Consider the following 26,919-nt stretch of genomic DNA (forward strand, 5'->3'; position numbering starts at 1 on the left):
TCAATACCGGAACATGCGCCAGGCCAGCAGGCGCGCACCCAGCGTGATCGCCTTGGCGATAAGGTAATATAGCACCGCAGCCAGGGCAAAGAATTCGAATGTGCGGAAGCTGCGCGCATTCAGGTCCTGCGTCACGCCCGCAAGGTCGGTATTCATCCCTACCGTCACCCCAAGCGATGTCATCAGGATGGCCCAGACCATCTGGTTGGTGGTCGGCAGAAAAGCGATGCGGAACATCTGCGGCACGACGATCAGGCGAAACGACTGGACCGCGCCCATCCCCAGCGACCGCGCGGCGCGGGTCTGGGTGGCGGGAATGGCACGCAGCGCCCCACGAAATGTTTCCGCCAGATAGCCGGCATTGTTAAAGGCAATGCCCCCCAGCAGCGCGGCATAGGGCGACAGGTGAAGGCCGAACGACCCCAGCCCGAAATGCGCCATATAGATCTGGAACAGCGCCGGGGTGTTGCGGGCGACCTCGACCCAGGCGGTTGCGGGCGCGGCCAGCCAGCGATTGCCGGAATTGCGGGCGGCGGCCAGCAGAACGGCGAAAAAGACCCCGATCAGCATCGACAAAATTGCGATCTGCATCGTGACCAGCGCGCCATCCAGCATCTGCGGCAAGGCACGAAACGCCTGCCGCCATTGGAAGGTATAGTTGAACACGTTCTTTTCCCCGAAAGGGTGAAGGACGGGGGACCGGCAGGCCCCCCTTCCCGATCAGCGATACACTTTCGAGACGGTCAGATCCGGCGCATCGCCGCCAACCCATTTCTCGTACAGTTCCTGATAGCGCCCGCTGCGGACCTGCTGGTTCACGAACAGATCCAGATAGTTCAGCAGGCCATATTCCTGACGCAGCCCGATCAGCCCGACATAGTCGATGTCATAAGGCGCGTCGCCCTTGATCGTCAGGCCGGGGAACTTGCCGGATTTCACCGTTGACGACGCCACGGTCGAGGTCACCACCGTCGCGTCGATCTGGCCCTGCGACAGCGCCAGGAACACATCGGCCTGGGTCTGATACGGGCGGAAGCTGCCCTCGCCCCATGCCTTGACATCGCCGTCCAGCGCGATCCCCTCGTAAGTGCCGGCGACCGACCCCACGGTTTTCCCTTTCAGATCGTCATAGGTTTCGATCCCGCTGCCATCCTTGGTCAGCACCACGTTCTTGAAGGCGAAATAGGGGACCGAGAAACCGACCGTTTTGGCCCGTTCCAGCGTGTCCGAGGTCGACGCGACACCAACATCCGCCCGCCCCGAGACCAGCGCCGGAATGCGGTCGGGGAAGGGGGTTTCGACGATCTCGGCCTCGACCCCAAGGGCCTTGGCCAGATCGTTGCAGTAATCCACGTCAAAGCCCGCCGGGTTGTTGTTTTCGTCGCGCGACCCCATCGGCGGAAAGTCCAGCACCACCGCGCAGCGCAGCGTCCCGGACGAAATGATGTCGTCCAGTTTATCGGCATAGGCGGGTGCGGTCAGCGCGGTGGCGGTCAGCAGGCCGGCGGTCAGACAGGTCAGTTTCATTTTCTATTTCCTCCCAGTGACGATTTCTCGATTCTCCGTTTGTCGACTATGTGTCGACAAAAGACACGAAGCAACAAAAATAATGGCCCGGACACGGTGCTGCCGTGAAAACAGGCAATGCGACGGGCCAGCAGGTCAGCGCTGCCCCGTCGCGTGGCACAGGGCCGTCAGCCTTGCAGATCCTGCGGCAACAGCGCCTCGGGCAGGTTCTGGAAGCTGACCGGGCGCAAAAAGCGACGAATCGACAACGTTCCGACAGAGGTCGCGCCAAAATTGGTGCTGGCCGGGTAAGGACCGCCATGCACCATGGAATCGACCACCTCGACCCCGGTCGGGAAGCCATTGACCAGCACCCGTCCTGCCTTGCGTTCAAGCACCGGACGCAGGCGGCGCGCATCCTCAAGGTCGGCATCCTCCATGTGGATGGTGGCGGTCAGCTGCCCTTCGAACCCCCTGGCCAGCGCCACCATCTCGTCAACCGAACCGACGCGCACGATCAGGCCCAGCGGGCCGAATACCTCTTCGCCCAGCGCGTGGTCTTGCAGGTAATCGGCGCCGGTGGTCTGGAACAGGTTCGGGCTGGCATTGCGGCCCGACTGGTCGGTGACCAGCACCGCGCGAACCGAATTGCGCCCGGTAAACCGGGCCTGCCCGTCGCGATAGGCTTTGGCGATGCCGTCGGTCAGCATGACTTGCGGCCCGACCTGTTCCAGCGCCGCCTTGGTGGCGGCGGTAAAGGCATCGGCGTCGGGACCGTCCAGCACCACCGCAATGCCGGGATTGGTGCAGAACTGGCCCGCGCCCATGGTCAGCGACCCGGCCCAGCCCTGCCCCAGCGCCACAGACCGCGCCGCCATGGCCTGCGGCATCATGAACATCGGGTTGACGCTGCCCAGTTCGCCAAAGAAAGGGATCGGCTCGGGGCGGGCGGCGCACAGGTCAAACAGCGCCCGGCCACCGCCCAGACTGCCGGTAAAGCCGACCGCCTTGATCAGCGGATGGGTCACCAGCGCCGCCCCGACCTGACGGTCGCCGCCCTGAATCAGGCTGAACACACCGGGGTGAACGCCGGTGCGGGCGATCGCGGCGTGAATGGCCTCGGCGATGATTTCGCCGGTGCCGGGATGGGCGGAATGGCCTTTGACCACCACCGGACAGCCCGCCGCCAGCGCTGCCGCCGTGTCGCCCCCGGCGGTGGAAAAGGCCAGCGGAAAGTTCGACGCGCCAAACACCGCCACCGGCCCGATGGGGCGCTGCACCATGCGGATCTCGGGGCGGGGGGCGGGCTGGCGGTCGGGCTGGGCCGGGTCAAGGCGGCGATCCAGATAATCGCCCTTCAGAATATGGTCCGCGAACAGGCGCAACTGACCGGTGGTGCGGCCGCGTTCGCCGTTCAGCCGCGCCTCGGGCAGGCCGGTTTCCTGGGTGCCAATCTGGGTGATGGCCTCGGCGCGGGCCTCGATCTCGTCCGCGATGGCGTTCAGAAAGGCGGCGCGATCGGCGCGCGAGGCATCGCCATAGTGCCAGAACGCCGCTTCGGCGGCCTGCGCGGCGCGGTCGACCAGTTCGGGCGTGCCGGTGGCGAAATCATGCGCCGGGCCATGCGCCGGCTGCGAGGTAAAGCAGCTGGCACCAGCCACCCATTCGCCTGCGATCAGGTGCTTGCCATGGGGGGTAAAGCTCATCCGTCTGTTCCTTTTGCTGGGGCACCGGCAAGGCCGGGCTTGAGGTGTCTTTGCATCATGCATACATTTTGCATACAGATATGCAACGCCGTTCCGGCGGCCTGGGGGGGAACGCCACACCATGACCACGTCACAGATCACCACCACACCCGCCGCGCTTGAGGCCCGCATCGCCGCCATTTTTGGCCGCGCCGGGTTCAGCCCCGATCAGGCGGCGGCGCTGGCGCGCAGCATTGCCGCTGGCGAGGGCGATGGCTGCAAATCGCACGGTGTTTATCGCATCGAGGGCTGTCTGCGCACGCTGAAGGCCGGCAAGGTGGTGCCGGATGCGGTGCCACAGGTGACATGCGACGACAGCGCCATCGTGCGGGTGAATGCTGGCGGCGGCTTTGCCAATCTGGCCTTTGAACGCGCTGCGCCGGTGCTGGCCCAGCGCGCGCGTCAGCTGGGGATCGCGGCGCTGGTCATCAATGATTGCGTGCATTTCGCCGCCCTCTGGCCCGAGGTCGAGACCCTGACCGCGCAGGGGCTGGCGGCGGTGTCGATGTGCCCCAGCTATGCCACGGTGGCGCCTGCGGGCGGGACGCAGCCGCTGTTGGGCACCAACCCGTTCGCCTTTGGCTGGCCGCGCCCGGATGGCGACCCCTATGTGTTCGATTTCGCCACCAGTGTCGCCGCGCGCGGCGAGATCGAGCTGCACCGGCGGGCCGCCACCCCCCTGCCACCGGGTTGGGCGCTGGATGCTGACGGCCAGCCCACCACCAACCCGCAGGCGGCGCTGGCAGGGGCAATGCTGCCTTTTGGCGGCCACAAGGGCAGCGCCATTTCGACCATGATCGAATTGCTGGCGGGGGCGATGATTGGCGATTTCACCAGCCGTCAGGCGCTGGACTGGCTGGGGACCACCGCGCTGGCCCCGCGCCACGGTCAGCTGGTGCTGGCGCTGGACCCGGCGCGCTTTGCCCGCCCCGGCGGTCCTGACCCGCTGGCGGCGGCGGAAACCCTGCTGACCGCCATCACCGGGCAGGGCGCGCGCCTGCCGTCACAGCGGCGCTTTGCGGCGCGGGCGCAGACCCGGCAGGCGGGCATCACCCTGACCGGGCCCGAGGATGCCCTGCTGACCCGCCTGCACGATCACGGGCTGAACGCGGTCGACCTGCCCTAAGCTGCAAAAAGCCCCGCCAAGGCGGGGCTTTCTTTGGTCAGGCGGCACAGGTGCGCACGGCACCGGGCAGTTGCGACCATTCGGCATACCAGTCGCGGAACAGCTTGTATTGCGCCTCGACATAGCCGCGCTGGCTGTCGGACAACACGTCGCTTTCGTTGAAATGCAGGCTGTATTCCGTATCGCCGTTCAGCACCATCAGGTGCTTGTAATACAGCACCAGATCCGGCCCCTCGTCAAAGGACGACAACACCGACAGGGCCGATTCCAGCTCTTGCGCGCGGGCGCGGGCGTCGGCGTCGCCTTTGGCTGCGGCCTGACACAGGGCGACCAGATGCAGCACCTCTTTGGGCAGGGCGTTACCGATGCCGGTGATGGCGCCCTTGGCGCCGCAGTTGACGAAACCGTGGAAAACCGTCGTGTCGACACCGACCATCAGCGTCACATCGCCCCCGCCCGAGGTGATGTTTTCGGCGGCATAACGCATATCGGCGGCGCCGCCGAATTCCTTGAACCCGATCAGGTTGGGGTGTTCGGCCCGCAGCGCAAAGAACAGGTCGGCGCGGGTCGCAAAGCCGTAATAGGGGCTGTTATAGATCACCGCCGGCAGGTCAGGCGCGGCCGACAAGATGGCCTTGAAATGCGCCTTTTGCGCGGTGATGGACGGGCCGCGCGACAGCACCCGCGGAATGACCATCAGGCCCTTGGCGCCGACCTTTTGGGCATGGGCGGCGTGGGCTGCGGCCAGTTGCGTGTTCACCGCGCCGGTGCCGACAATGACCGGCACCCCGGCTTTGCACAGGCGTTCGACGCCCTCCATGCGCTGCGCATCGGTCAGCAGCGGCCAGTCACCCATCGACCCGCAATAGACCACCGCCGACATGCCCGCCGCGATCAGCTCCTGCCCCTTGCGCACCAGCGCATCGAAATCGGGGCTGCGGTCGGCCTTGCAGGGCGTCATCAGCGCCGGGATCGTCCCGGAAAAAATATTGGACATCGTGCCTGTCTCCCTTTGAAGCCGGTCTTTCCGCTGGCGGTCCCGCCGGCCCTCGTGGCCCGCCCGAATCCCTTTCGGATCGGCCCATCATAGCTTTTGCATTCTTGTTGTCGACAACAAATGCACAATGTGATCCGACAGGGCATAACTTGATCCCGGCGGGCCAGTTGCCTATCCGTGATCCAAGAAGGAGCCACGCCATGACCAGCAAGCCCGCCACCGAAGGAAAACCCGCCACCAGCGAACGCCGCCGTGGGTCGGGGGTTAAAATGGTCTATGACGTGCTGCGCGACGAAATCATCGACCTGTCGCTGGCCCCCGGCAGCCCCATCGACGAGATCCAGCTGGCAACACGGTTTGCCATGTCGCGCACCCCGATCCGCGAAGCGCTGGTCCGGCTGGCAGGCGAGGGGCTGGTCACCACCCTGCCCAACCGTTCGACCGTGGTGTCCAATATCGACTTTCTGACCCTGCCGGCGTTTTTCGACGCGATCACGCTGATGTATCGCGTCACCACCCGGCAGGCCGCGCTGCACCGCACACGCGCCGATCTGGCGGCGATCTGTGCCCATCACGACGCCTTTGCCCGCGCGGTTGCGGCCCAGAACGCGCTGGACATGATCGCGCATAACCGCGACTTTCATTCCGCCATCGCAGAGGCCGGTCGCAACCCCTATTACCTTGGGCTTTTCAACCGCTTGCTGGACGAGGGACGACGCATCCTGCGGCTGTATTATTCGTCCTTCGACGACCAGTTGCCGCAGGAATATGTCAGCGAGCATGAAAACATGATCGCCGCCATCGAGGCCCAGAACACCGAGGCCGCCGACCGGCTGGCCAGTGCCCATGCCGACCAGATCGTGCATCAGATCCAGAAGCTGATCGCCGAGGACCGCCGCGACACGCCCCGGCTGTGACCGTGACGGCGCCGAATCAGGCGGGCACAGAATATGGTCACATGACCGCGCACCGGCCTGACGCCGCATTTGCCTGATATCGGGAAGGATCTGGTGGAGCCGAGGGGAATCGAACCCCTGACCTCATCATTGCGAACGATGCGCTCTACCAACTGAGCTACGGCCCCACTGAGGCGCGTATCTGAACCTGCTGCGGGCGCTTGTCAAGGGGGTGCACGGCGCGTTCACCGGTTTTGACAACAGCGTGAAAGCGGCCATCCGCGCTTGCCTGACACGGGTGCTAACGCTAACGGACCGGGCTTGAACCAACTTTACAGAAATGACCTTGAGATGTGCAGCCATTCTGAACATGCGACCTGCCAGGGCCATGATGCCCGTGAATTCCGCCACCGCTGGGAAATGCCGATGATCTGGCTGTCGGCAATCGTGACCGTGCTGGCCCTGCTGATGGCGGGCGGGATCTTGCTGGCCGACAGTTACGGTGCGCTGGACCAGTTGGGCGAGGACGCCGCCGACCTGCGTGATCTGGCCACCGCGCTGATGCTGTTGCCGCTGGCCCCGCTGGCCTTTTATATCTATCGCTTTTTCATGGCCGCGCAGGCGCGGTCCAACGCCGTTCTGGTCGGGCCACAGCAATTCCCCGAACTGTATGCACTGTATCAGGACATCGCCAGCCGGCTGAAAATGTCGCGCCTGCCCAAGCTGTATGTGGCCAATGGCAATGGCGTGGTGAATGCCTTTGCGCTGGAATGCAACCGCCGCCACGGCTATGTCATTATCCATGCCGAAATCGCGCAGGTGCTGGACCAGTCGCCCGATGTGGTCAGCTTTGTGCTGGCGCATGAACTGGCGCATCACAAGCTGCGGCATGTGTCGCTGTGGCGGATCGTGATCAGCCTGGTGCCGAACCTGCTGGTGGTGCTGGGGGTGACGACCACGCGGGCACAGGAATATTCCGCCGACCGGCTGGCCATGGCGGTCTGCCCCGACCACGCCAACGCGCTGCGCCTGTTGTCGGTCGGGCCGTGGATGGAAAAGGGCGTCAACCCGCAGGCATGGCTGGAACAGGCCAATGCCGAACACGGCGAATTCTTTGTCCGCATCACCAACCTGCTGTCCAGCCACGCCGTCGGCGTCAAGCGCTTCAAGGCGTTGAAAGACATCGAAACCCACGGCTTTTCCCGCCACGGCGAGATGTTCTGACACCCGCAATCCGCGCACAGCCGCCATCGCCCCCGGTGCTGCGGCGCGCGACGGTCAGCCCAGCGCGCCGTTCTGGCGCAGGAAATCGACCACGCCCGCCGCCGGACGCGCCCCGGACAGGCGGGCGACTTCGCGGCCGCCACGAAACAGGATGAAGGCCGGAATGCCGCGGATATTCCAGCGCACGGTGGCATCGGGGTTCGACTGGGTGTCGATCTTGGCCAGCCGCACCTGCGGCGCGACCATGCGCGCGGCCTGTTCGAACTGGGGCGCCATCATCCGGCACGGGCCGCACCACGGCGCCCAGTAATCGACCAACAGCGGCAGGTCATCGGTTTTCGCGGCCTTTTCCAGTGTGCGAAAATCAAGCGCCCGAACCTTTGGCCCGGTCAGCGCCGCCCCGCATGTGCCGCATTTCGGCCCCGCCGCGACACGGTCGGCGGGGACGCGATTGGTCTGGCCACATTCCAGACAGGTGATTTTCAGTCCCGACATTTCCGGCCCTTCCATTCCTTTCCCTGAATGTGTGGCCGCCGGGGCGGTTTTCAACCCCGCCCCGCACCTGCGCCAGCGCCGCGCCCGTCAGTCCTGATAGCTGTCCAGCGGCGGGCAGGTGCAGACAAGGTTGCGGTCGCCATAGGCATTGTCCACCCGGCCCACCGGCGGCCAGTATTTGTCGACCCGGAACGCGCCGGGCGGGAAACAACCTTCCTCGCGCGAATAGGCCCGGTCCCAGTCCCCGACAAGGTCTTCGACCGTGTGCGGGGCATGGCGCAGGGGGCTGGCCTCGGGGTCGATGCGGCCATCGGCAACCTGCTGAATCTCGGCCCGGATGGCCAGAAGCGCGGTGATAAAGCGGTCCAGTTCGGCCTTGGTCTCGGACTCGGTGGGTTCGACCATCAGCGTGCCGGCGACTGGCCAGCTCATGGTGGGGGCGTGGAAACCGTTATCGACCAGACGCTTGGCAATATCGTCCACGGTCACGCCATGTTCGGCAAAGGGCCGGGTGTCGATAATGCATTCATGCGCCACCCGCCCGCGATTGCCCATGAACAAAATGGGATAGGCCCCGGCCAGCCGGCTGGCGATGTAATTCGCGTTCAGGATCGCCACGCGCGTGGCCTGCGTCAGCCCCGCCCCGCCCATCATCAGGATATACGCCCACGAGATCAGCAGGATCGAGGCCGACCCGAACGGCGCCGCCGACACCGCGCCCTCACCGCCCTGCGCCGGATCGCCGGGCAGGAAGGGCGCCAGATGCGCCTTGACCCCGATCGGTCCCATGCCGGGGCCGCCACCGCCATGCGGAATGGCAAAGGTCTTGTGCAGGTTCAGGTGGCTGACATCGCCGCCGATCTCTCCGGGTTTGACCAGCCCGACCAGCGCGTTCATATTCGCCCCGTCGATATAGACCTGCCCGCCATGGTCATGGGTGATGCGGCAGACCTCGCGCACGGTGTCCTCGAACACGCCATGGGTGGACGGATAGGTGATCATCACCGCCGCCAGACGGTCGCCCGCCGTGGCGGCCTTGTCGGCGAAATCCTCAAGGTCGATATCGCCATTGGGCGCGGATTTCACCACCACCACCTTCATCCCGGCCATCTGGGCGCTGGCCGGGTTGGTGCCATGCGCGCTGGACGGCACCAGACAGACATCGCGGTCATCCCCGCGCGACCGGTGATAGGCGGCGATGGTCAGCAGCCCGGCATATTCGCCCTGCGCACCGCTGTTGGGCTGCATCGAAAACGCGTCGTAACCGGTGATGGTGCACAGCTTGTCGGTCAGATCCGCGATCACCTCGGCATAGCCCTGCGCCTGATCGGCGGGCACGAAGGGGTGGATGGCCGAAAACTGCGGCCAGGTGATCGGCATCATTTCGGCCGCGGCGTTCAGCTTCATCGTGCATGACCCCAGAGGGATCATCGCGCGGTCCAGCGCAAGGTCGCGGTCCGACAAACGCCGCATATAGCGCATCATCTCGGATTCCGCGCGGTTCATGTGAAACACCGGATGGGTCAGGTAATCACTGTCGCGCAGCAGATCGTCCGGGATGGCGGGGCGGTCCGCAGGCGTGGCCGGTTCGGAAATGCCGAACGCATCCAGCACGCGGGCAATGACACCGGCATCCGTGGTTTCATCCAGACTGATCCCCACCCAGTCACGCCCCACGCGGCGCAGGTTGATCCCCCGGTGCCGGGCGGCGGCCATGATGCCCTGCTGGCCCACGCCGACGCGCACGGTGATGGTGTCGAAAAATGCCTGCGGCTCGACCTCGGCCCCGGCATCGCGCAGGGCATTAGCCAGCGTCACCGTGTTCAGATGCACCCGCTGCGCAATCGCGCGCAGGCCCTTCGGCCCGTGAAACACCGCGTAAAACGACGCCATCACCGCCAACAGCGCCTGCGCGGTGCAGACATTGCTGGTCGCCTTTTCACGGCGGATATGCTGTTCACGGGTTTGCAGCGACAGGCGATAGGCCTTGTTGCCGCGCGCGTCGATGGACACGCCGACGATGCGTCCCGGCATCGCCCGCTTCATCGCATCGCGGCAGGCCATGAACCCGGCATGTGGCCCGCCATAGCCCAAAGGCACGCCAAAACGCTGCGCGCTGCCCACCGCAATATCGGCGCCCATCGCGCCCGGTTCGCGCAGCAGACACAGCGCCAGCAGATCGGTCGCGACAATCGCCACGGCCCCGGCATCATGCAGCGCGGCGCATTCCGCACCAAGGTCGCGGATATGGCCGAATGTGCCGGGATATTGGAAAATCGCCCCGAAAACCTGCGTCGGGTCCAGTCCCGCAGGATCGCCCTTGATCACCTGCACCCCCAGCGGCGCGGCGCGGGTCTCGATCACGGCGATGGTCTGCGGATGCAGGTTGTCGCTGATGAAAAACCCCTTCGCCTTCGACCTGGACACCCGCTGCGCCATGGCCATTGCCTCGGCTGCGGCGGTGGCCTCGTCCAGCAGGCTGGCATTGGCCACCGGCAGCCCGGTCAGATCGGCCACCATGGTCTGGAAATTCAGCAAAGCCTCCAGCCGGCCCTGCGCGATTTCCGGCTGATAGGGGGTATAGGCCGTGTACCACGCCGGGTTTTCCAGAATATTGCGCTGAATGGCCGGCGGCGTGACGGTGCCGTAATAGCCCTGCCCGATCAGGCTGGTCAGAACCCGGTTCTTGTCCGCCACCGCGCGCATCCGCTGCAATAACCCGGCCTCGGACAGCGGCTGCCAGTCCAGCGCCTGCTGCTGGCGAATAGCCCCCGGCACGGTCTGTTCGATCAGCCCGTCCAGATCGGGCGCCCCGACCACGGCCAGCATCTCGTCCATCTCGGCGGGGCTGGGGCCGATATGACGGCGGTTCGCAAAATCATCGGGGTGATAGTCTGTCGGGGTCCATTTCGCCATGTCAGGCCCTTTACCGTCAAAGATGCTGCAAGATGTTCACAAGATTGCCTTCTGGGTCGCGCAGAAAAACCCGCCGCACGCCCCAGTCTTCGGTCACCGGGCCATAACAGACCGCATCGCCCGCCCGCGCCACCACCGGGTCAAGGTCATCCACCTCGACCGACAGACAGGGCAGATCGGTGCCCGCCCCGCCCTCGCGGGCCATGGACAGCTGCGTGCGCTGTTCCCCTGCCCCCAGCGTGACGATGAAACCGTGATCCATGATCAGATCCATCCCCAAAACCCCGCGATACCAATCGGCCAAAAGCCGCCGGGTCGCGGGCGGGCAGGTTCGGGACGATGCGCAACACAGCCATGTTTCTTCGTTGCCCAAATACCCCTGCACCGCCCCCACCACGGGCGCGGCGCTGCGGGTTCAGCCGATCAGGTCGTGATAGGCGGCCTCGTCCATGAAACCGGACAGATCGACGCCACCGGCGGGCTTGATACGGAAAAACCACGCCGTCATCGGGTCGTCATTCACCGCGCCGGGGGTGTCGGGCAGGTCCGCATTCACGGCTGTGATCACACCCGCCACCGGCGCCACGATGTCCGAGGCCGCCTTGACCGATTCGATCACCACGATTTCCTCGCCCGCCGCGACCTCGCGGCCTTCCTCGGGCAGTTCGACAAAAACCACGTCGCCCAACTGCTCGCTGGCATGTCTGGTGATGCCGACGACGATTTCGTCGCCCTCGGCGCGCAGCCATTCGTGATCCGGGGTATATTTCAGCATGGGGTCGCTCCTCAGCGTTTGTAAGCGGGGGTGATGAAAGGCAGGGCGGTGATGTCGGCGGGCAGGCGCTTGCCGCGCAGTTCGGCCCAGACAACCGTGCCCGGCACAAGGTCCGAGGGCAACAGCGCCATCGCCACAGGCCCGCCCACCGTCGGGCCAAAACCGCCGGAACAGACCTGCCCCAGACGCCGGCCATCGGTTTCGGCGCTGAACAGCGGCACACCGGCGCGTATCGGGGCGCGGCCCTGCGGGCGCAGGCCCATGCGGATGCGGGCCGGACCCTCGGCCAGTTCGGGCAGAATGCCCGCCGCGCCGGGAAAGCCCCCGGCTCGCGCGCCATCCAGCCGCCGCACTTTGGGGATGGACCAGCCCAGACCGGCCTCGGCCGGGCTGGTATCGCGGTCCATGTCATTGCCATAAAGCGGCATCCCGGCCTCCAGCCGCAGGCTGTCGCGCGCGCCAAGCCCGATCGGCGCGACCGCCGGGTTGGCCAGCAAGGCCCGCGCCAGATCGACCGCACGATCAGCCGGGACCGAGATTTCAAACCCGTCCTCGCCGGTATAGCCGGACCGGCTGATCCACAGCGCCACCCCGTCCCAGTCATGGTCGGCCACATCCATGAACCGCATCTGCGCTACGGCGGGCACCAGCGCGGCCAGCGCGGCCTCGGCCCGCGGGCCTTGCAGCGCCAGCAGGGCGCGGTCGGTGACGGGTTCGATGCTGACCCCATCCAGCGTCGACAGATGCGCAATATCCTGTTCGGCACAGGCGGCGTTCACCACCACGAACAGGTGATCGCCCTTATTGGCGACCATCAGGTCGTCCAGCACCCCGCCTTCGTCATCGGTGAACAGGCCGTAACGCTGCCGCCCCGGCGCCAGACCCATCAGGTCGGCGGGGATCAGCCGTTCCAGCGCCTGCGCCGCATCGACGGCCTGCCCGGACGGCGCGCGGACAATCACCTGCCCCATATGACTGACATCGAACAGCCCGGCATTGGCGCGGGTCTGCAAATGTTCGGCCAGCACCCCCATCGGGTATTGGACGGGCATATCCCAACCCGCGAAAGGCACCATTTTCGCGCCCAATTCGACATGCAGATCATAAAGCGGCGTGCGCCGGTATTCGGTCATGTGACATCCCCCTCCGGCCGGTTGACGGCCTGATTGCACGGACGTGATGTCCGCGACTGGATGCCCCCTCTGTCCCCACCCTTTTCAGGGCGCCTGAGATCGTTATCCCTTCGGCGGGCCACCCGTGTGCCGGGGGCCACTCTCCAGAGCTTTGGTCGGATGACGGTCCTTTTGCCTGAGAGTTCGCCGGGGCGGCTGCTCCTTCGGCACTGGCGCTTGTGCCAGCTTCTCCCGAAATCCGTGCTGATCGCTAGCCGCCGTTGCGCGGCAAAGCAAGTGTTTTGTCGCGCCCCCCTCAGATCGTCACGTTCAGCGCGCCACCATCCAGCAGCAGGTTCTGGCCGACGATGAACCGCGCCTGCTGGCTGCACAAGAACGCGCAGGCGGCGCCGAAATCATCGGCCCGGCCATAGCTGTGGGTCGGGATCGTGGCCTGACGCTGTGCCCGCGCGTCGTCCAGCGCAATGCCCTGCGCGCTGGCCACGCCACCATCCAGCGCATCGGCGCGGTCGGTGGCGTGAATGCCCGGCAGCAGGTTGTTCACGATCACCCCCTGCCCCGCCACCTGCCGGGCCATACCCGCGACAAAGCCGGTCAGCCCGGTGCGCGCGGTATTGGACAGCCCCAGCACCGCAATCGGGGACCGCACCGCAGCCGAGGTGATGTTCACCACCCGCCCCCAGCCGCGTTCCGCCATGCCCGGCACCAGCGCCTGCATCAGCGCGATGGCGGTCAGCATATTGGCGTCGATGGCGCGGATAAAATCGTCGCGGTCCCAGTCCAGCCAGTTGCCCGGCGGCGGCCCGCCCGCGTTATTGACCAGAATATCCACCTGTCCGGCGGCCCCCAGCACCCTGGCGCGGCCTTCCGGGGTGGTGATGTCGGCGGCAACGGGCTGGACCTGCACGCCGTATTGTTCGGCAATCTGCCACGCGGTCTGGGTCAGCGGGCCATCGCTGCGGGCGTTGATGACCAGATCGACACCCTCGGCGGCCAGCGCCTCGGCGCAGCCGCGCCCCAGCCCCTTTGACGCCGCACAGACCAGCGCGCGCTTGCCGGTGATTCCCAGATCCATGATGCACCCCTTCCCCTGACCCGTCACAGGCTGCGGCAGCGCGGCGGCGATGTCCAGATGCCTGCGCGGCCAGATGCCTGCCTTTGGGTTGCCAAGCCGCTGGCGGCTTCTTATCTGACCGACAGTGAAAACGGAGGCAAGATCATGGCAGAAGACCGCTTTCCCGGCTGGCACGGCACCACGATTCTGGCGGTCAGACGCGGCGGCAAGGTCGTCGTGGCGGGCGATGGTCAGGTCAGCGTCGGCCAGACGGTGATGAAGGGCAGCGCCCGCAAGGTGCGGCGCCTGTCACCGGGCGGCCACGACGTAGTCTGCGGCTTTGCCGGGTCCACCGCCGATGCCTTTACCCTGCTGGAACGGCTGGAAAAAAAGCTGGAATCCGCCCCCGGTCAGCTGCAACGCGCCGCGGTCGAGCTGGCAAAGGACTGGCGCACCGACAAATACCTGCGCAATCTTGAAGCGATGCTGATCGTCACCGATGGCCAGCAGGTTTTCGTCGTCACCGGCGCCGGTGACGTGCTGGAACCCGAACATGACGTCGCGGCCATCGGCTCGGGCGGGAATTTCGCCCTGGCGGCGGCGCGCGGCCTGATGGAAACCGATCTGGACGCCGAAACCGTGGCGCGCAAGGCGATGGCGATTGCCGCCGATATTTGTGTTTATACCAACGGCAATCTGACGGTCGAGGAGATCAGCCCGCGCGGCTGACCCCAAAACCGCTTCCCCTTCAGAGGCCCTCCCCTCAGACGCCTTCTTTGTCGGCCAGCCCCTGCAACAGGGCCAGACGATCGCGCCGGAAATCGCCCGCGCGGGGCGTGACCTGCCCCATCTGGCGGACAAAGAACTGGCGATAATCGTCGCGTTCAAGGCAATAGGCCAACAGCTTGACCCCCTGCGGCGGATGGACCAGCGCAAGCGGCAGCACCGTGCGCTGGCTGTGCTGATCCGCCAGATCGGTATAGCCAAAGCGCACCGGCTGACAGGCGGCAATGGCCCCGTGCAGCAGCGCCAGATCATCCGCGCCCGCAGCCGGCAGCGCCTCGCCGTGGTAATAGGCGGCGGGCCGCACATCCAGCGCCCGATACAGCCGCAACAGCAGCGCCCCCTCGGGGTCGGTGGCGGTCAGTTGCTGCAACGCGGTCTGCGCGGCAGCCGCGGTGACGGGGTCGCCACGGTGACCGGCCAATGCCAGCCCGCGCAGCGCCGCATCGCGCAGGGCCGGTTCCACGACCGGCACCGCCACGGCCCCCGCCGGACCGGCCACCCCGGCACCCGCCAGCGCCGCACCGGCGGCAAGACGGGTCGCCACTGCGCGGCGGGTCAGCATCAGGGGTTCGGGGGTGTCGTGGCCGGGTTTCATGGCCGTGGTCCTTGTCGTTTCAGGGTTTTGGGAAGGCCCGCAACCTGCCACAGCTGACCGCTTTGCCAAAGCGCCTTGGTTGAAACGCGCCATCGCCATCTTTAAGTGATGCGCGAATGTGACAGGAACCGCCCCGGAAACCGCCGATGACGCCCATCACCACCGACGATCTGCGCGCCGCCGTTCAGGCCGGCCACCTGTCCGAGGCACAGGCCGCCCGGCTGGCCACGCTGGCACAGGCCCGCGCCGGCATCCGCGACGGGCTTGGCCCCGATGACGAACCGTTCGAGCTGTTTCGCGGCTTTGCGGAAATCTTTATCGCCGTGGGCCTGCTGATCGGCCTGACCGGCATGGTCGGGCTGGCGGGGCTGATGGCCGACCCGGCGGCGGTGGCGGCCATCGGCGCGGTGCTGTGCCTGGCGCTGGCGTGGTATTTCACCCGTGTGCGCCGCATGGTCCTGCCATCCATCGTGCTGGTCTGTGGCTTTGCGCTGGCGGTGCTGACGCTGGCCACCTGGTGGCTGACCCGGAATGTCACGCTGGACAGCAATTTCAAGATGTTGGGCCTGACCGGCATCGGCATGACAGCCGCGTCGCTGGCGGCGTGGTATGCGCTGTTCCGCCTTCCTTTCACCATGCTGCTGATCGGGCTGTGCGGGCTGGCGGCGGTGTTTGTGCTGAACGACACCACCGTGTGGCAGGACTGGACCCGGATGCTGGACCTGACCGGCGCATCCGGCCTTGGCACCGGTGTGCTGGTGTTTGGCATGATCGCCGCGCTGGCGGGGCTGGCCTTTGACATGCGCGACCCGCACCGGCTGGGGCGGGCCTCGGCCAGCGCGTTCTGGCTGCACCTGCTGGCCGCCCCGGCCATCGTCAACACGCTGGCCATTACCGCGATGAATGCCGACAGCCCCGCCGCCACCTATGCCGGGCTGGCGGCGGTGCTGGCGCTGGTGACGCTGATCGCGCTGATCCTTGACCGCCGCAGCTTCCTGACCGCTGGCCTTGGCTATCTGGCGTGGCTGATCTGGGCGCTGACCAGCCGCAACGGCGCCGGGCTGGACTGGCCCGCCGTGCTGGTGCTGATCGGTGCCGCCGTGACCGCGCTGGGTGCGTGGTGGACCGGCCTGCGCGCCGCCCTGATGCGGCTGCTGCCGGAATTTCCCGGCAAGCACCGCCTGCCCCCTTACGAAAAAGGTGACCTATGACCGACCTGACCCCGCGAGAGATCGTGTCCGAACTGGACCGCTTTATCATCGGCCAGACCGACGCCAAACGCGCCGTGGCCGTCGCCCTGCGCAACCGCTGGCGGCGCAGGCAACTGGCCGATGACCTGCGCGACGAGGTGTATCCCAAGAACATCCTGATGATCGGCCCGACCGGCGTCGGCAAGACCGAAATCAGCCGCCGTCTGGCCAAGCTGGCCAACGCCCCCTTCATCAAGGTCGAGGCCACCAAGTTCACCGAGGTCGGCTATGTCGGGCGCGACGTGGAACAGATCGTGCGCGACCTTGTGGACAGCGCCATCGTCGACACCCGCGAACGGATGCGCGAACAGGTCAAGGCCCGCGCCCACAAAGCTGCCGAGGACCGCGTGGTCGAGGCCATCGCCGGCACCGACGCCCGCGAGGCCACCCGCAACATGTTCCGCGACAAGCTGAAACGTGGCGAGCTGGACGACACCGTGATCGAGCTGGAGCTGACCGATACCAGCAACCCCATGGGGATGATGGAAATTCCGGGCCAGCCCGGCCTTGGCAACATGATGGATCTTGGCGGGCTGATGAAGGCCTTTGGCGGCCGCCGCGTGCGCCGCAAGGTCACGGTTGCCGAAAGCTATGAACTGCTGATCTCGGAAGAGGCCGACAAACTGCTGGATGACGAGGTCGTCAAGCAAACCGCGCTGGAAACCGTGCAGGAAAACGGCATCGTCTTCATCGACGAAATCGACAAGGTGGCGGCGCGTCAGGAAACCCGCGGTGGCGACGTCTCGCGCGAGGGGGTCCAGCGTGACCTGCTGCCGCTGATCGAGGGCACGACCGTCAGCACCAAATACGGCCCGGTCAGGACCGACCACATCCTGTTCATCGCCTCGGGGGCGTTCCATGTCGCCAAACCCAGCGACCTGCTGCCCGAATTGCAGGGCCGCCTGCCAATCCGGGTAGAGCTGAAGGCGCTGACCGAACAGGATTTCATCCGCATCCTGACCGATACCGACAATGCCCTGACCCGGCAATATACGGCGCTGATGGCGACTGAACAGGTGACTGTGACCTTTACCCAGGACGGCATCGCCGCGCTGGCCCGCATCGCCGCCGAGGTCAATGCCAGTATCGAAAACATCGGCGCGCGCCGCCTTTATACCGTCATTGAACGCGTGTTCGAGGACCTGTCCTTCGCGGCCCCCGACCGGGGCGGCGAGACAGTGACTGTCGATGCCGCTTTCGTCGAATCGCATGTGGCGGAACTGGCGCGCGCGACTGACCTGTCGCGCTATGTGCTGTAACGGAACTTTCGCGGCAGGCGGGGGTTGGGCCAGCAACGACCTATCCCCCTTCCTTGCCAGAGGTTCAAAATGTTCAACATGTTCGGCGGCCTTCTGGGGCTGATCATCTTTGCCCTCGACATCTGGGCCATCGCCTCGATCATCAACACGAACGAGCCAGTCGGCACCAAGATCCTGTGGATTCTTCTGGTCGCCGTGCTGCCGGTGGTGGGGCTGATCATCTGGTGGTTTGCTGGCCCCAAGGCCAATTACAACCGCATGTAAGCCCTCGCTTCTGTCTTAAATACCTTCAGGGGGTGAATGCCCCCTGGCGCAGAGGGGGCGCGAGCGCCCCCTTTTTCCCACCCCCATGACGGCCCTTCAATTACAGCCCCATGACAGACAGGCCGGTTACATGCCCAATGGCCTCAGCCATATCACGCTGATCACAGCCGATCTGGACCGGCTGGAACAGATCCTGATCCGGGTTCTGTCGGCGCGAAAGGTCTATGACAGCGGCGATGACAGCTTTTCGCTGTCACCCGAACGGTTTTTCCTGATCGGTCAGGGCGCGGGCGCTGTCTGGGTGGCGATCATGGCTGGCCCGTCCCTGCCCGAACGCAGCTATAACCACATCGCCTTCAGCATGGCCGAGGCCGAATATGACCACTGCCTGACCCAGATCAGGGCATTAGGGCTTGAAATCAGACCGTCCCGCGAAAGGGTCGAAGGCGAAGGCAGGTCGATATATTTCCACGACCACGACAATCACCTGTTCGAATTGCATACCGGCACGCTGGACCAGCGGCTGAAACGCTATGCACAGGGCAAGCCCGCCTAACGCCGCAAATAGACGTAATAGGCCCCGCCCCCGCCATGTTTCTGATGTGCAGGCACGACTTGCAACACATGCGGCGCCAGCGGCGGCTGGTGCAGCCATGCCGGAACCTGATGGCGCAGCACGCCCTGCCGGATGGGAATGGGGCCGCCATCGTCATTGGGCTTGCCCTTGCCGGTAATCACCAGCACCAGCCGCCGCCCTGCAGCCGCCGATTTCAGGATAAACCGCATCAGTTCGGGATGGGCGATGGCCAGCGTCATGCCGTGCAGGTCGATGCGCGCCTCGGGGCGCAGCTTGCCACGGCTCAGGCGTTTATGGGTCTTGTGATCCATACGCAGCGGATGCGCGGCCAGCGCGGTGGCGATATCGGGCGCCAGATCATGCCCATGTCCATGCCCGCCATGGGCCTTTTCCCCAAGACGAAACCGCCGCGGCGAGGGCGGCGGGGTCACGTCGTGATGCAACGGCAGGCGCGGGCGCGGCTTGGGCGGTTCATCCTGCGGGGCAGGGTCCTGCGCCGGGCGCCTTGGGTGCAGGGGCGTGGCCGTGCGGGCAACGCGGGACCACAATTCGCGGTCCTCATCGGTCAGCTTGCCCCGACGTGCCATGGCTCAGCCAGTGGCGACCAGTTGCCAGTTCGGGTCATCCTGACCCATGTGGCGGGCAAAGGTCCAGATATCGCGCTGTTTGCGGGCGGCCTTGGGGTCGCCCTCGACCACCTCGCCGCTGGCATCGCGGGTGGCGACGATCAGTTCGCCCACAAAGCGGACGGTCAGTTCGGCCAGACCGGTCTGGGGGTCAAAGCTGGCGGCTTGCAGGGCGGTATCGCGGCTGCCCAGAAACTGGGCCTCGGTGGTCAGGCCGCGCGACTGGCGATCCGCGATCACGCTGTCCAGCGCCTCGGCCACGGCGGGGGCAAGGAAGGCGCGCACATCCGAAAGGTCACCGCGTTCGAACGCCATCAGGATCATTTCATAAGCCTGCCGGGCGCCGTTCAGGAAGGGGGTGACGGCAAAGCCCGGTTCAACCGCTTGCATGGCGCGCAGGGCGGTGGCGATGGGGCTGCCGGGTTCGGCGTGATCGTCGATATCATCGGGTTCCGGTTGCGCATCCGGGGCCGGCACCGGGCGGATGGGCTGAGCCGGGGCGGGCCGGCCCTCGGGTTCGAACCCGCCGCGGGTGCCCAGAACATCGCGCAGTTTGAAAACCAGAAACAGCGCGATGCCGGCCAGAACAAGCAGTTGGATCAGGGAACCGGACATGGGCAAAACCTTCGGAAAGCGGCAATGGGGTGGTATCGGACAAGATGCAACCTATGTAGGGAACGGGCCACTTCAAGTCCAGCACAGGCCCGGCTGCGAAGGGAATACCATGTGGTTGCTTGTCCTGTTCATCCTGATCCCGATGATCGAGATCGCCCTGTTCGTTCAGGTCGGCGGCCTGATCGGGCTGTGGCCGACGCTGGCCATCGTGCTTTCAACAGCGGTGGCCGGGTCTTACCTGATGCGCCGGCAGGGGTTGCAGGCATGGATGGATGTCCAGCGGTCCATGACGCAACTGCGCGACCCGACGCGGCCCATGGCGCATGGCGCGATGATCCTGTTTGCCGGGGCGCTGTTGCTGACGCCGGGCTTTTTCACCGATGCCTGCGGCCTTTTGCTGCTGATCCCGGCGGTGCGCGACCGGCTGATGGCTTGGGTGGGTCGCCGCGTGGTGATGACCAGCCGCGTTCACGGCACGGGTTTCGGCCATCCGCCGCGGCCTGACGACATCATCGACGGCGAATACGAGGTTTACCAGCCGCGCCACGATGCCCCCACCCTGCCCCCGCGCCCGCCCCGCGATGGTGCCTCTGGCTGGACCCGGCATTGAAGCCGTGGCACCGGCAATGTTAGAACCTCGCCAAACGCTATTTTCACAGGGATGACGACATGACCGACGAAACACAGGCCAACGGTGCCGACGCCGCCGCCGAAGCCCCGCAACAGCAGGTCCGCCTGCAAATTCTGGCGCAATATATCCGCGATCTGTCGTTTGAAAACATCGTCGCGCAAAAGGGTCTGGCCGATGCCAATGTCCAGCCCGAACTGACCATTCAGGTCAGTCTGGACGCCCGCAAGCGGCAGGCCGATCACCAGTACGAGGTGATCCAGAAGCTGAAAGTGACCTCGGTCAACAAGGCCGACCAAAGCCCGCTGTTCTTGTGCGAGCTGGACTATGGCGGGCTGTTCCACGTCGAAGGCGTCCCCGAGGATCAGCTGCACCCCTTCCTGATGATCGAATGCCCGCGGATGCTGTTTCCGTTCACCCGCCGCGTGGTGTCGGATGTGACCCGCGACGGCGGCTTCCCGCCGGTCAATCTGGACCCGATCGACTTTGTCGCGCTGTATCGTCAGGAAATCGCCCGCCGGATGCAGGCTGAAAAGCCCGAAGGCCAGCCGCTGTCCTGATCGCGCCCTGACGCGCTTTCCAGCCCGCGGTTCGCTTGCGCGCCGCGGGCTGTTGGTTTTCTGACACTTGGCAGGCAGGATAAATGGCACGACAGGCGAAACGGGCATGGCAGCGCATGTTGTCCGGGCGCAGGCTGGACCTGCTGGACCCGACGCCCTTTGACATCGAAATCGCGGATATCGCCCATGGGCTGGCCTTCGTGGCGCGCTGGAACGGGCAGACGCATGGCGACTGGCCCTATTCCGTGGCCGAACATTCGCTGCTGGTGGAAAGGCTGTTTGCCCGCGACAATCCGCAGGCCAGCGCGGGCGACCGTCTGGCCGCGCTGCTGCATGACGCGCCGGAATATGTGATCGGGGACATGATCAGCCCGGTCAAGGCCGCGCTGGGGCGCGAATATGGCGAAATGGATCACCGCATCGCCGCCGCCATTCACCGCCGCTTTGGCCTGCCTGCGGCGCTGCCGGTGGCGCTGAAACGTGCCATCAAGGCCGCCGACCGGATCTCGGCCTGGCTGGAGGCCATCCAGATCGCCGGATTTTCCCGCCCCGAGGCCGACCGCCTGTTCGGTCGTACCTGCGGTGACAAGGCAAAGGGCATGGACATCACCCTGCGCCCGCCGCGCGCAGTGCGCGACGATTTCATCCGCCGCTTTGATACGTTGATTGCTGAAATGGATGATCGCGGCTGATTGCCAGATCGTCCAGCGATCCGTTTTTTTCCAGATGCTCTTTCACCCAGCGCGGTTGACGGCCACGCCCGGTCCAGGTTTGCGACGCATCAGCGGGGTTGGCATATTTCGGGGCAACCACGCTGCCTTTGCGTGTTTTGCCGCCCGTCAGCTCGCCCAGATTAAACCCGAATTGGCGCACGGCCTCTTCGGCGGCGGCCAGCGCCTCGCGTTTCTTGCGCTCCTCGAAACCGGAAATCGCGCGGTCAACCTTGTTGCGCAGTTCGCGAAGCTCTTTCAGGGAAAGAGTTTCAAGATCCAAGTCCATTCCCAACACCTTTTCAAAGATGGTTATACCACCCGTAAAAAGGAATTTCGCAGGCTTCGCAAGCTGGCAATAGGATTTAATGCAGAAAATGGTTTATTTCGGGCTGCGTTTGGCCAGAATCCGCTGCAATGTCCGGCGATGCATATGCAAACGGCGGGCCGTTTCGCTGACATTGCGGTCGCATTGTTCGTAAACGCGCTGAATATGTTCCCAGCGCACGCGATCGGCTGACATCGGGTTTTCCGGTGGGGGCGGCAGGGCCTCGCCCTGTGCCAGCAGCGCGGCGGAAATGTCATTGGCATCCGCGGGCTTGGACAGGTAATCGGTCGCCCCCATCTTGACCGCCGCCACCGCCGTGGCAATCGCGCCATAGCCGGTCAGCACGATGATCCGCGCATCTTCGCGCGATTCGCGCAGCATTTCGACCACGTCCAGACCGCTGCCATCCTCCAGCCGCAGATCGACGACGGCAAAGGCGGGCGGTGCCTCGGCCACCAGCCGCTTGGCCTCGGCGACGGACAGGGCGGTCGTGGTTCTGAAGCCGCGCTTTTCCATCGCACGGGCCAGTCGAGACACGAAAATCTCGTCATCATCGACCAGCAACAGGGACGGGTCGGCTTTCAGAAGGTCAGGCGTATCCGCAGGCATATCGGCGTCATCTCCAACAGGTGTGCCTGACATTTAGGCCGCTGCGCCGGGATGTGCAAATTTTACCGGCCAGCGGCCACATCCAGAAAACAGGCGGTGCCCTGCGCGATCTGTTCGGGGCTGGCCTCGCGGCCAAAGAATTCGACCGTGCCGGCCTCGGGCAGGACCAGATAGGTATTGGTCATGTGGTCGACCAGATAGAAATCGGGGTCTTCGTCCTGATGCGCCTTGTAATAATTGCGCCACAGCTTGTTCACATCCGCGATTTCCTGTTCGGACCCGGTCAGCCCCAGCATTTGCGGATGCAAGACATCAGTGAAATCGCGCAAAACCTCGGGCGTGTCGCGTTTAGGATCGACGCTGATGAAAACCTGCCGGACATCGTAACCGCGTTCCGCCAACAGATCGACCGCCTCGGCATTGCGGGCATTATCCAGCGGACAGACATCGGGGCAGAATGTATATCCGAAATACAAAAGCGAGGGTTTGGAAAAGACCTGTTTATCCGTCACCCGGTCGCCATTTTCATCGGTCAGGGTAAATGCGCCGCCAAGGTTGCCGGGCAGAACGCTTTTGCGGCAGGGCGTGAAAATATCGTCCTGCCGCGCCGACCCCAGCCACAGCCAACCCGTTACCAGAACCAGCACCGCCGCCAGCGTGCCCAAAGCCAGAATTTTCCTGTCGCCCATCTTGCGCCCCCCGAAATGAAAACCAACTGCGCCCGATTGATCGCCTATCCCGGCGCGGTTATCAATCTTGCACAATGACGCAGGGGGCACAGACATGCCGTTAATATCGCTGTCCGATCAGGGAAACGGTTTTTCGCCCGAACCGATCCGCCTGCGCACGCTGGTGCAGTTGCGCTGGGTGGCGGTGGCCGGACAACTGGCGGCGGTGGCCTCGGCCTGGGGGTTGGGGGTGCGCTTTCCGCTGGTCGCGGCGCTGATCGCCATCGGCATCGCGGTGTCGCTGAACCTGCTGCTGGCGCTGCGGCCCCGGCCCCGCGTCTCGCGCCCCGAGGCGATGCTGCAACTGGGTTTCGACCTGATCCAGATCTCGACGCTGCTGGCGCTGACCGGGGGTATCTCGAACCCGTTCGCACTGTTGGTGCTGGTGCCGGTGACCATTGCCGCCACCGCGCTGGACCAGCGCAACACCGCCATTATCGGGGCGCTGACGGTGGTGATGATCTCGCTGACCAGCTGGCAGGCGATCCCGCTGCGCGACCTGACCGGGGCAGAGCTGCGGATGCCGCATCTGCTGGCGCTGGGGCACTGGACGGCAGTGGTGATCGGGGTGGTGTTCTTTGCCGGTTACGCCCACCGCGTCGCGACCGAATTCACCGCCACCACCGACGCGCTGTTTGCAACCCGCATGGCGCTGGCGCGGGAACAAAAGCTGCAACATCTTGGCGGCATCGTGGCTGCGGCGGCGCATGAAATGGGCACCCCGCTGGCCACGATCAAGCTGGTCAGTTCCGAACTGGCCGATGAATTGCCCGATCGCCCCGATCTGGCCGAAGACCTTGCCCTGCTGGTGCAATCAGCCGATCGCTGCCGCGATATCATGCGGTCCATGGGTCAGGCCGGAAAGGACGATCTGTTGCTGCGCATGGCCCCGCTCGAGGTGATCCTGGAAGAGGCCGCGAGCCCCCATGCCGACCGCGGCAAGCAATTGCTGATCGAGGCCACGGCCCGCGACGACAGCCCGGTGCCGATGATGCAGCGCGACCCCGGTGTCATTCACGGGCTGCGCAACCTGATCCAGAACGCCGTCGATTTTGCCCAGACCCGCGTGCGGGTCACGGCGGAATGGTCGCGCAACCGGCTGGTGGTAACCATCGCAGATGACGGTCCGGGCTTTACCCCGGCGATGCTGGCACGGGTGGGCGATCCGTTCCTGACCACCCGCCGCCCGGCCCCCGCGCGTGGCGAATACGAGGGGATGGGCCTTGGCCTGTTCATCGCCAAGGCGCTGCTGGAACGGTCCGGCGCGCGGCTTGGCTTTGCCAATGGCACACCCGGCGCCCGCATCACCGTGGACTGGCCCCGCGACCGGATCGAGGCCTCGGACCGCCAGATTTTGGGAAAAAACCCGGAAATCCGGGCCTGACGTGGTCCCGTTAATGGTTTTTTAAAACCTTAGGTTGTATGACTGTCCCAAAGGCATGTTTCTTGGGGGGCATCATGGCCACCGCACTGACGGCTATTCTGGCGGGGACGATCTCGGTTCTTCTGGCGCTGCTGCTGATGCGCCGCTTCGATCCGGCGGCACATGGCGGCACGCAGGACCTTCATAAACCACTGCACCCCATCGTTTTTCTGTTCCGCGACAACACACTTGTCGATGCCACGGCACCCGCCCGCGCCTTGCTGGCCGATCTGCCCGGTGGCAGCGACTGGGCACGGCTTTCGGCATGGCTGGCGCAGCGATTCGGCACCGACGCACCGCCGTCGGGGTCACAGGCGGAACTGGTCAGCACCGGTGACACCGCCACCCATCTGCGGGTCGAGGATCTGGGCGGTGGCCTGCGGCGGCTGACCATCTGCGACCCCGCCAATACCGAGGCCGGGCTGGTCGTTGATCCGCTGGCCCATTCCGCGCAGATGCATGAAATCGCGCTGCTGCGGCGGTCTGTCGACGCCTCGCCGATGCTGGCCTGGCGGCAGGGCGGGGATGGCATCACATGGGCCAATGCGGCCTATCTGAAACTGGCCGAGGCCCAGACCGGCGAACCGACGCTGTGGCCGCTGCCGGCGCTGTTCGACCTGCCCGCCGATATGGTGGCTGGCCAGCCATTCCGAATGCCGCTTCAGGTCGGGCCGGACCAGTTGTGGTTCGACTGCACCGCCTCGGCCGATGGCGATCAGGTCATGGTCTGTGCCCTGCCTGCCGACAAGACCGTGCGCGCCGAACGCAGCCTGCGCGAATTTGTGCAAACCCTGACCAAAACCTTTGCCGACCTGCCCATCGGGCTGGCGATCTTTGACCGCGAAAGGCGGTTGCAATTGTTCAACCCGGCGCTGATCGACCTGACCGGTCTGCCCACCGGGTTTCTGATCGCGCGCCCAACGCTGCACGCGCTGCTGGACCGGCTGCGCGATGCGCGCATGGTCCCCGAGCCCAAGGATTATCGCAGCTGGCAAAACCAGATCTCGAATCTGGAGGCAGCGGCAGCATCGGGGCATCATGTCGAAACCTGGAACCTGCCCGGCGGCCAGACCTATCGCGTGACCGGCCGTCCGCATCCTGACGGCGCGGTGGCTTTCCTGATCGAGGATATTACCTCTGAAATCTCGATGACGCGGCAATTCAGGTCTGAACTGTCGATGGGGTCACAGCTTTTCGACGCGCTGGACGATGCGCTGGCGGTATTTGGCAGCGACGGGCAGATGCTGATGTGCAACCGCGCCTATCGCCACCTGTGGCAATGCGACCGAGAGGCGCTTGGCCCCGCGCTGGACCGCTGGCGGGGGGCACATGACCCCGCCGATATTGCCCCCCTGCACGACGCCCTGACCGAGGTCGAGGGCAAGCGCCTGATCCATGGCGCCCTGTCCGGTGGGCCGCAGGGACCGCTGCGCTGGTCTGTGGCGGCGATTCCGGGCGCGCGCCGGATGGTGACCTTCAGCAGCCGCGCGCCAACGCTGACCGGCGGCGCCGAAACCGGCCCCCGACCAAACACCGCATCCCCGCGCCGGGCCTGACCACAGCCGTCAGCGCCCCGCCCCTGTCATGCACCGGATGCGGGCCGGTGTGGTTCGGCCCTTTGCGTGTCGCCGGGTTACCCGTATGGGGCGATCACCGGGCAATGGCAGGACGCCGCCACATCACCGCCGGGGGGCATCGCGACGCTGCGACGACAGATGCTGGCCGTCTTGGGCCGGTGCTTTGGCTTGTGCTTTCTGGGGTTGGTCAGGACAGCGCGGACTGGCCAGCTGCACCCACCGGATCGGTACCACGCAAACAACACTGCGACCGGGGCACATATCGCGCACCCCTTGGTCGCAACAGACGCTGCCGACGCGACCCCCGCATCCCGATCAGGCACCACCCGACCAAACTCCAACGGGCGCTGCACGCAAATGGTCGCGCGCGGGGTAATCGGGGGAAGCATCCCGGCGTGGCACCCCGGGATGGCCGCGCTGCCGGGCTTGTGTCGGTCGGTCTTGGGACTGCCGGGGACCGGGCGGCTTGGTTTGCCGGCTGGCGGGTCAGTGGCTGGCGGGTTGCGAGGGGGGTGGC

The 26,919-nt window shown here is 65.5% G+C and carries 29 protein-coding genes, 1 tRNA gene and 1 riboswitch; of the genes, 13 read left to right on the top strand and 17 right to left on the bottom strand.

Annotation, left to right across the window (positions count from 1 at the left end; translation table 11 throughout):
• The 3 genes from ACFXP9_RS08755 to ACFXP9_RS08765 form a co-directional block, all read right to left on the bottom strand.
• Positions 1–666 (bottom strand): amino acid ABC transporter permease, encoded by a 666-nt coding sequence (locus ACFXP9_RS08755; RefSeq protein ID WP_397209100.1) that lies wholly within the window; start codon positions 664–666, stop codon positions 1–3.
• Between the two features lie 54 nt (positions 667–720).
• Positions 721–1,527, bottom strand: a complete 807-nt coding sequence (locus ACFXP9_RS08760; protein ID WP_397209099.1) for an ABC transporter substrate-binding protein — start codon at positions 1,525–1,527, stop codon at positions 721–723.
• A gap of 167 nt (positions 1,528–1,694) precedes the next feature.
• Positions 1,695–3,212: an aldehyde dehydrogenase (NADP(+)) gene (locus tag ACFXP9_RS08765; protein WP_397209098.1), complete on the bottom strand. Its 1,518-nt coding sequence runs from the start codon at positions 3,210–3,212 to the stop codon at positions 1,695–1,697.
• Between the two features lie 121 nt (positions 3,213–3,333).
• Here ACFXP9_RS08765 and ACFXP9_RS08770 point away from each other — a divergent pair, with 121 nt between their 5' ends.
• Entirely contained in the window at positions 3,334–4,377 is a 1,044-nt protein-coding gene (locus tag ACFXP9_RS08770; protein WP_397209097.1) for an Ldh family oxidoreductase, read from the top strand.
• 37 nt (positions 4,378–4,414) lie between these two features.
• Here the strand turns inward: ACFXP9_RS08770 and ACFXP9_RS08775 are convergent, their stop codons facing one another.
• Positions 4,415–5,374, bottom strand: coding sequence for a dihydrodipicolinate synthase family protein (locus tag ACFXP9_RS08775; RefSeq protein ID WP_397209096.1), 960 nt, complete (start codon positions 5,372–5,374; stop codon positions 4,415–4,417).
• Between the two features lie 200 nt (positions 5,375–5,574).
• Here ACFXP9_RS08775 and ACFXP9_RS08780 point away from each other — a divergent pair, with 200 nt between their 5' ends.
• Positions 5,575–6,291 carry a GntR family transcriptional regulator gene (locus tag ACFXP9_RS08780; protein ID WP_397209095.1) on the top strand — a complete coding sequence of 239 codons (717 nt, stop codon included), beginning with the start codon at positions 5,575–5,577 and terminating at the stop codon, positions 6,289–6,291.
• 91 nt (positions 6,292–6,382) lie between these two features.
• Here the strand turns inward: ACFXP9_RS08780 and ACFXP9_RS08785 are convergent.
• A tRNA-Ala gene (locus tag ACFXP9_RS08785) sits at positions 6,383–6,458 on the bottom strand.
• A gap of 163 nt (positions 6,459–6,621) precedes the next feature.
• On the opposite strand from ACFXP9_RS08785, the gene ACFXP9_RS08790 reads away from it, so the two are divergent.
• The gene (locus ACFXP9_RS08790) at positions 6,622–7,494 is read left to right on the top strand and encodes a M48 family metallopeptidase (protein ID WP_397209094.1); all 873 of its coding nucleotides are present in this window, start codon (positions 6,622–6,624) and stop codon (positions 7,492–7,494) included.
• Between the two features lie 54 nt (positions 7,495–7,548).
• On the opposite strand, the gene ACFXP9_RS08795 is transcribed toward ACFXP9_RS08790, so the two are convergent.
• The 6 genes from ACFXP9_RS08795 to ACFXP9_RS08820 all read right to left on the bottom strand — a co-directional run bounded on the left by ACFXP9_RS08795 (position 7,549) and on the right by ACFXP9_RS08820 (position 13,888).
• Positions 7,549–7,989 carry a thioredoxin domain-containing protein gene (locus ACFXP9_RS08795; protein ID WP_397210164.1) on the bottom strand — a complete coding sequence of 147 codons (441 nt, stop codon included), beginning with the start codon at positions 7,987–7,989 and terminating at the stop codon, positions 7,549–7,551.
• Positions 7,990–8,076: 87 nt separating this feature from the next.
• Positions 8,077–10,905, bottom strand: coding sequence for an aminomethyl-transferring glycine dehydrogenase (gcvP, locus tag ACFXP9_RS08800; RefSeq protein WP_397208663.1), 2,829 nt, complete (start codon positions 10,903–10,905; stop codon positions 8,077–8,079).
• Between the two features lie 16 nt (positions 10,906–10,921).
• A complete protein-coding gene (locus tag ACFXP9_RS08805) occupies positions 10,922–11,179 on the bottom strand; it encodes a VOC family protein (protein ID WP_397208662.1) in 258 nt (85 codons plus the stop codon).
• Between the two features lie 141 nt (positions 11,180–11,320).
• On the bottom strand, positions 11,321–11,677 hold the full coding sequence (gene gcvH, locus ACFXP9_RS08810) for a glycine cleavage system protein GcvH (protein WP_397208670.1): 357 nt from the start codon (positions 11,675–11,677) through the stop codon (positions 11,321–11,323).
• A 14-nt stretch (positions 11,678–11,691) separates the two neighbouring features.
• Positions 11,692–12,813: a glycine cleavage system aminomethyltransferase GcvT gene (gene gcvT, locus ACFXP9_RS08815; RefSeq protein ID WP_397208661.1), complete on the bottom strand. Its 1,122-nt coding sequence runs from the start codon at positions 12,811–12,813 to the stop codon at positions 11,692–11,694.
• Between the two features lie 153 nt (positions 12,814–12,966).
• Positions 12,967–13,057: riboswitch (glycine riboswitch) on the bottom strand.
• 51 nt (positions 13,058–13,108) lie between these two features.
• Positions 13,109–13,888, bottom strand: a complete 780-nt coding sequence (locus ACFXP9_RS08820; protein WP_397208660.1) for an SDR family oxidoreductase — start codon at positions 13,886–13,888, stop codon at positions 13,109–13,111.
• 144 nt (positions 13,889–14,032) lie between these two features.
• Between ACFXP9_RS08820 and hslV the strand changes: the two genes are divergently transcribed.
• Positions 14,033–14,596, top strand: coding sequence for an ATP-dependent protease subunit HslV (hslV, locus tag ACFXP9_RS08825; RefSeq protein ID WP_397208659.1), 564 nt, complete (start codon positions 14,033–14,035; stop codon positions 14,594–14,596).
• A 34-nt stretch (positions 14,597–14,630) separates the two neighbouring features.
• On the opposite strand, the gene ACFXP9_RS08830 is transcribed toward hslV, so the two are convergent.
• On the bottom strand, positions 14,631–15,248 hold the full coding sequence (locus ACFXP9_RS08830; RefSeq protein WP_397208658.1) for a WYL domain-containing protein: 618 nt from the start codon (positions 15,246–15,248) through the stop codon (positions 14,631–14,633).
• A 146-nt stretch (positions 15,249–15,394) separates the two neighbouring features.
• Here ACFXP9_RS08830 and ACFXP9_RS08835 point away from each other — a divergent pair, with 146 nt between their 5' ends.
• From ACFXP9_RS08835 to fosX, 4 genes are all read left to right on the top strand, one after another.
• Positions 15,395–16,459, top strand: coding sequence for a hypothetical protein (locus ACFXP9_RS08835; RefSeq protein ID WP_397208657.1), 1,065 nt, complete (start codon positions 15,395–15,397; stop codon positions 16,457–16,459).
• Entirely contained in the window at positions 16,456–17,757 is a 1,302-nt protein-coding gene (gene hslU, locus ACFXP9_RS08840) for an ATP-dependent protease ATPase subunit HslU (protein ID WP_397208656.1), read from the top strand. Before ACFXP9_RS08835 ends, hslU begins: the two co-directional genes overlap by 4 nt.
• A gap of 69 nt (positions 17,758–17,826) precedes the next feature.
• Positions 17,827–18,021, top strand: a complete 195-nt coding sequence (locus ACFXP9_RS08845; RefSeq protein WP_397208655.1) for a PLDc N-terminal domain-containing protein — start codon at positions 17,827–17,829, stop codon at positions 18,019–18,021.
• A gap of 130 nt (positions 18,022–18,151) precedes the next feature.
• Positions 18,152–18,577 (top strand): FosX/FosE/FosI family fosfomycin resistance hydrolase, encoded by a 426-nt coding sequence (fosX, locus tag ACFXP9_RS08850; RefSeq protein ID WP_397208653.1) that lies wholly within the window; start codon positions 18,152–18,154, stop codon positions 18,575–18,577.
• Here fosX and ACFXP9_RS08855 read toward each other — a convergent pair.
• Together ACFXP9_RS08855 and ACFXP9_RS08860 are read right to left on the bottom strand one after the other, a co-directional pair.
• Positions 18,574–19,185 carry a Smr/MutS family protein gene (locus tag ACFXP9_RS08855; protein ID WP_397208651.1) on the bottom strand — a complete coding sequence of 204 codons (612 nt, stop codon included), beginning with the start codon at positions 19,183–19,185 and terminating at the stop codon, positions 18,574–18,576. The two genes, fosX and ACFXP9_RS08855, sit on opposite strands and share 4 nt — an antisense overlap.
• 3 nt (positions 19,186–19,188) lie before the next feature.
• Positions 19,189–19,839 carry a Tim44/TimA family putative adaptor protein gene (locus ACFXP9_RS08860; RefSeq protein ID WP_397208650.1) on the bottom strand — a complete coding sequence of 217 codons (651 nt, stop codon included), beginning with the start codon at positions 19,837–19,839 and terminating at the stop codon, positions 19,189–19,191.
• 109 nt (positions 19,840–19,948) lie between these two features.
• Between ACFXP9_RS08860 and ACFXP9_RS08865 the strand changes: the two genes are divergently transcribed.
• The 3 genes from ACFXP9_RS08865 (at position 19,949) to ACFXP9_RS08875 (ending at position 21,719) form a co-directional block, all read left to right on the top strand.
• Positions 19,949–20,449, top strand: a complete 501-nt coding sequence (locus ACFXP9_RS08865) for an FxsA family protein (protein ID WP_397208649.1) — start codon at positions 19,949–19,951, stop codon at positions 20,447–20,449.
• Between the two features lie 59 nt (positions 20,450–20,508).
• Positions 20,509–21,027, top strand: coding sequence for a protein-export chaperone SecB (gene secB / locus ACFXP9_RS08870; RefSeq protein WP_397208648.1), 519 nt, complete (start codon positions 20,509–20,511; stop codon positions 21,025–21,027).
• An 83-nt stretch (positions 21,028–21,110) separates the two neighbouring features.
• Positions 21,111–21,719: an HD domain-containing protein gene (locus tag ACFXP9_RS08875; protein WP_397208647.1), complete on the top strand. Its 609-nt coding sequence runs from the start codon at positions 21,111–21,113 to the stop codon at positions 21,717–21,719.
• On the opposite strand, the gene ACFXP9_RS08880 is transcribed toward ACFXP9_RS08875, so the two are convergent.
• The 3 genes from ACFXP9_RS08880 to ACFXP9_RS08890 form a co-directional block, all read right to left on the bottom strand.
• Positions 21,670–22,026 (bottom strand): H-NS histone family protein, encoded by a 357-nt coding sequence (locus ACFXP9_RS08880; RefSeq protein WP_397210166.1) that lies wholly within the window; start codon positions 22,024–22,026, stop codon positions 21,670–21,672. The genes ACFXP9_RS08875 and ACFXP9_RS08880 overlap by 50 nt on opposite strands.
• A gap of 93 nt (positions 22,027–22,119) precedes the next feature.
• Positions 22,120–22,674 carry an ActR/PrrA/RegA family redox response regulator transcription factor gene (locus ACFXP9_RS08885; protein ID WP_397208645.1) on the bottom strand — a complete coding sequence of 185 codons (555 nt, stop codon included), beginning with the start codon at positions 22,672–22,674 and terminating at the stop codon, positions 22,120–22,122.
• Positions 22,675–22,736: 62 nt separating this feature from the next.
• Positions 22,737–23,363, bottom strand: a complete 627-nt coding sequence (locus ACFXP9_RS08890; RefSeq protein WP_397208644.1) for an SCO family protein — start codon at positions 23,361–23,363, stop codon at positions 22,737–22,739.
• A 94-nt stretch (positions 23,364–23,457) separates the two neighbouring features.
• On the opposite strand from ACFXP9_RS08890, the gene ACFXP9_RS08895 reads away from it, so the two are divergent.
• On the top strand, positions 23,458–24,786 hold the full coding sequence (locus tag ACFXP9_RS08895) for an ActS/PrrB/RegB family redox-sensitive histidine kinase (protein WP_397208643.1): 1,329 nt from the start codon (positions 23,458–23,460) through the stop codon (positions 24,784–24,786).
• Positions 24,787–24,860: 74 nt separating this feature from the next.
• A complete protein-coding gene (locus tag ACFXP9_RS08900; RefSeq protein ID WP_397208642.1) occupies positions 24,861–26,381 on the top strand; it encodes a PAS-domain containing protein in 1,521 nt (506 codons plus the stop codon).
• Positions 26,382–26,919: the final 538 nt, after the last annotated feature.

The organism is Paracoccus jiaweipingae, assembly GCF_044335505.1.
In the GTDB taxonomy this organism is placed as follows: Bacteria; Pseudomonadota; Alphaproteobacteria; order Rhodobacterales; family Rhodobacteraceae; genus Paracoccus.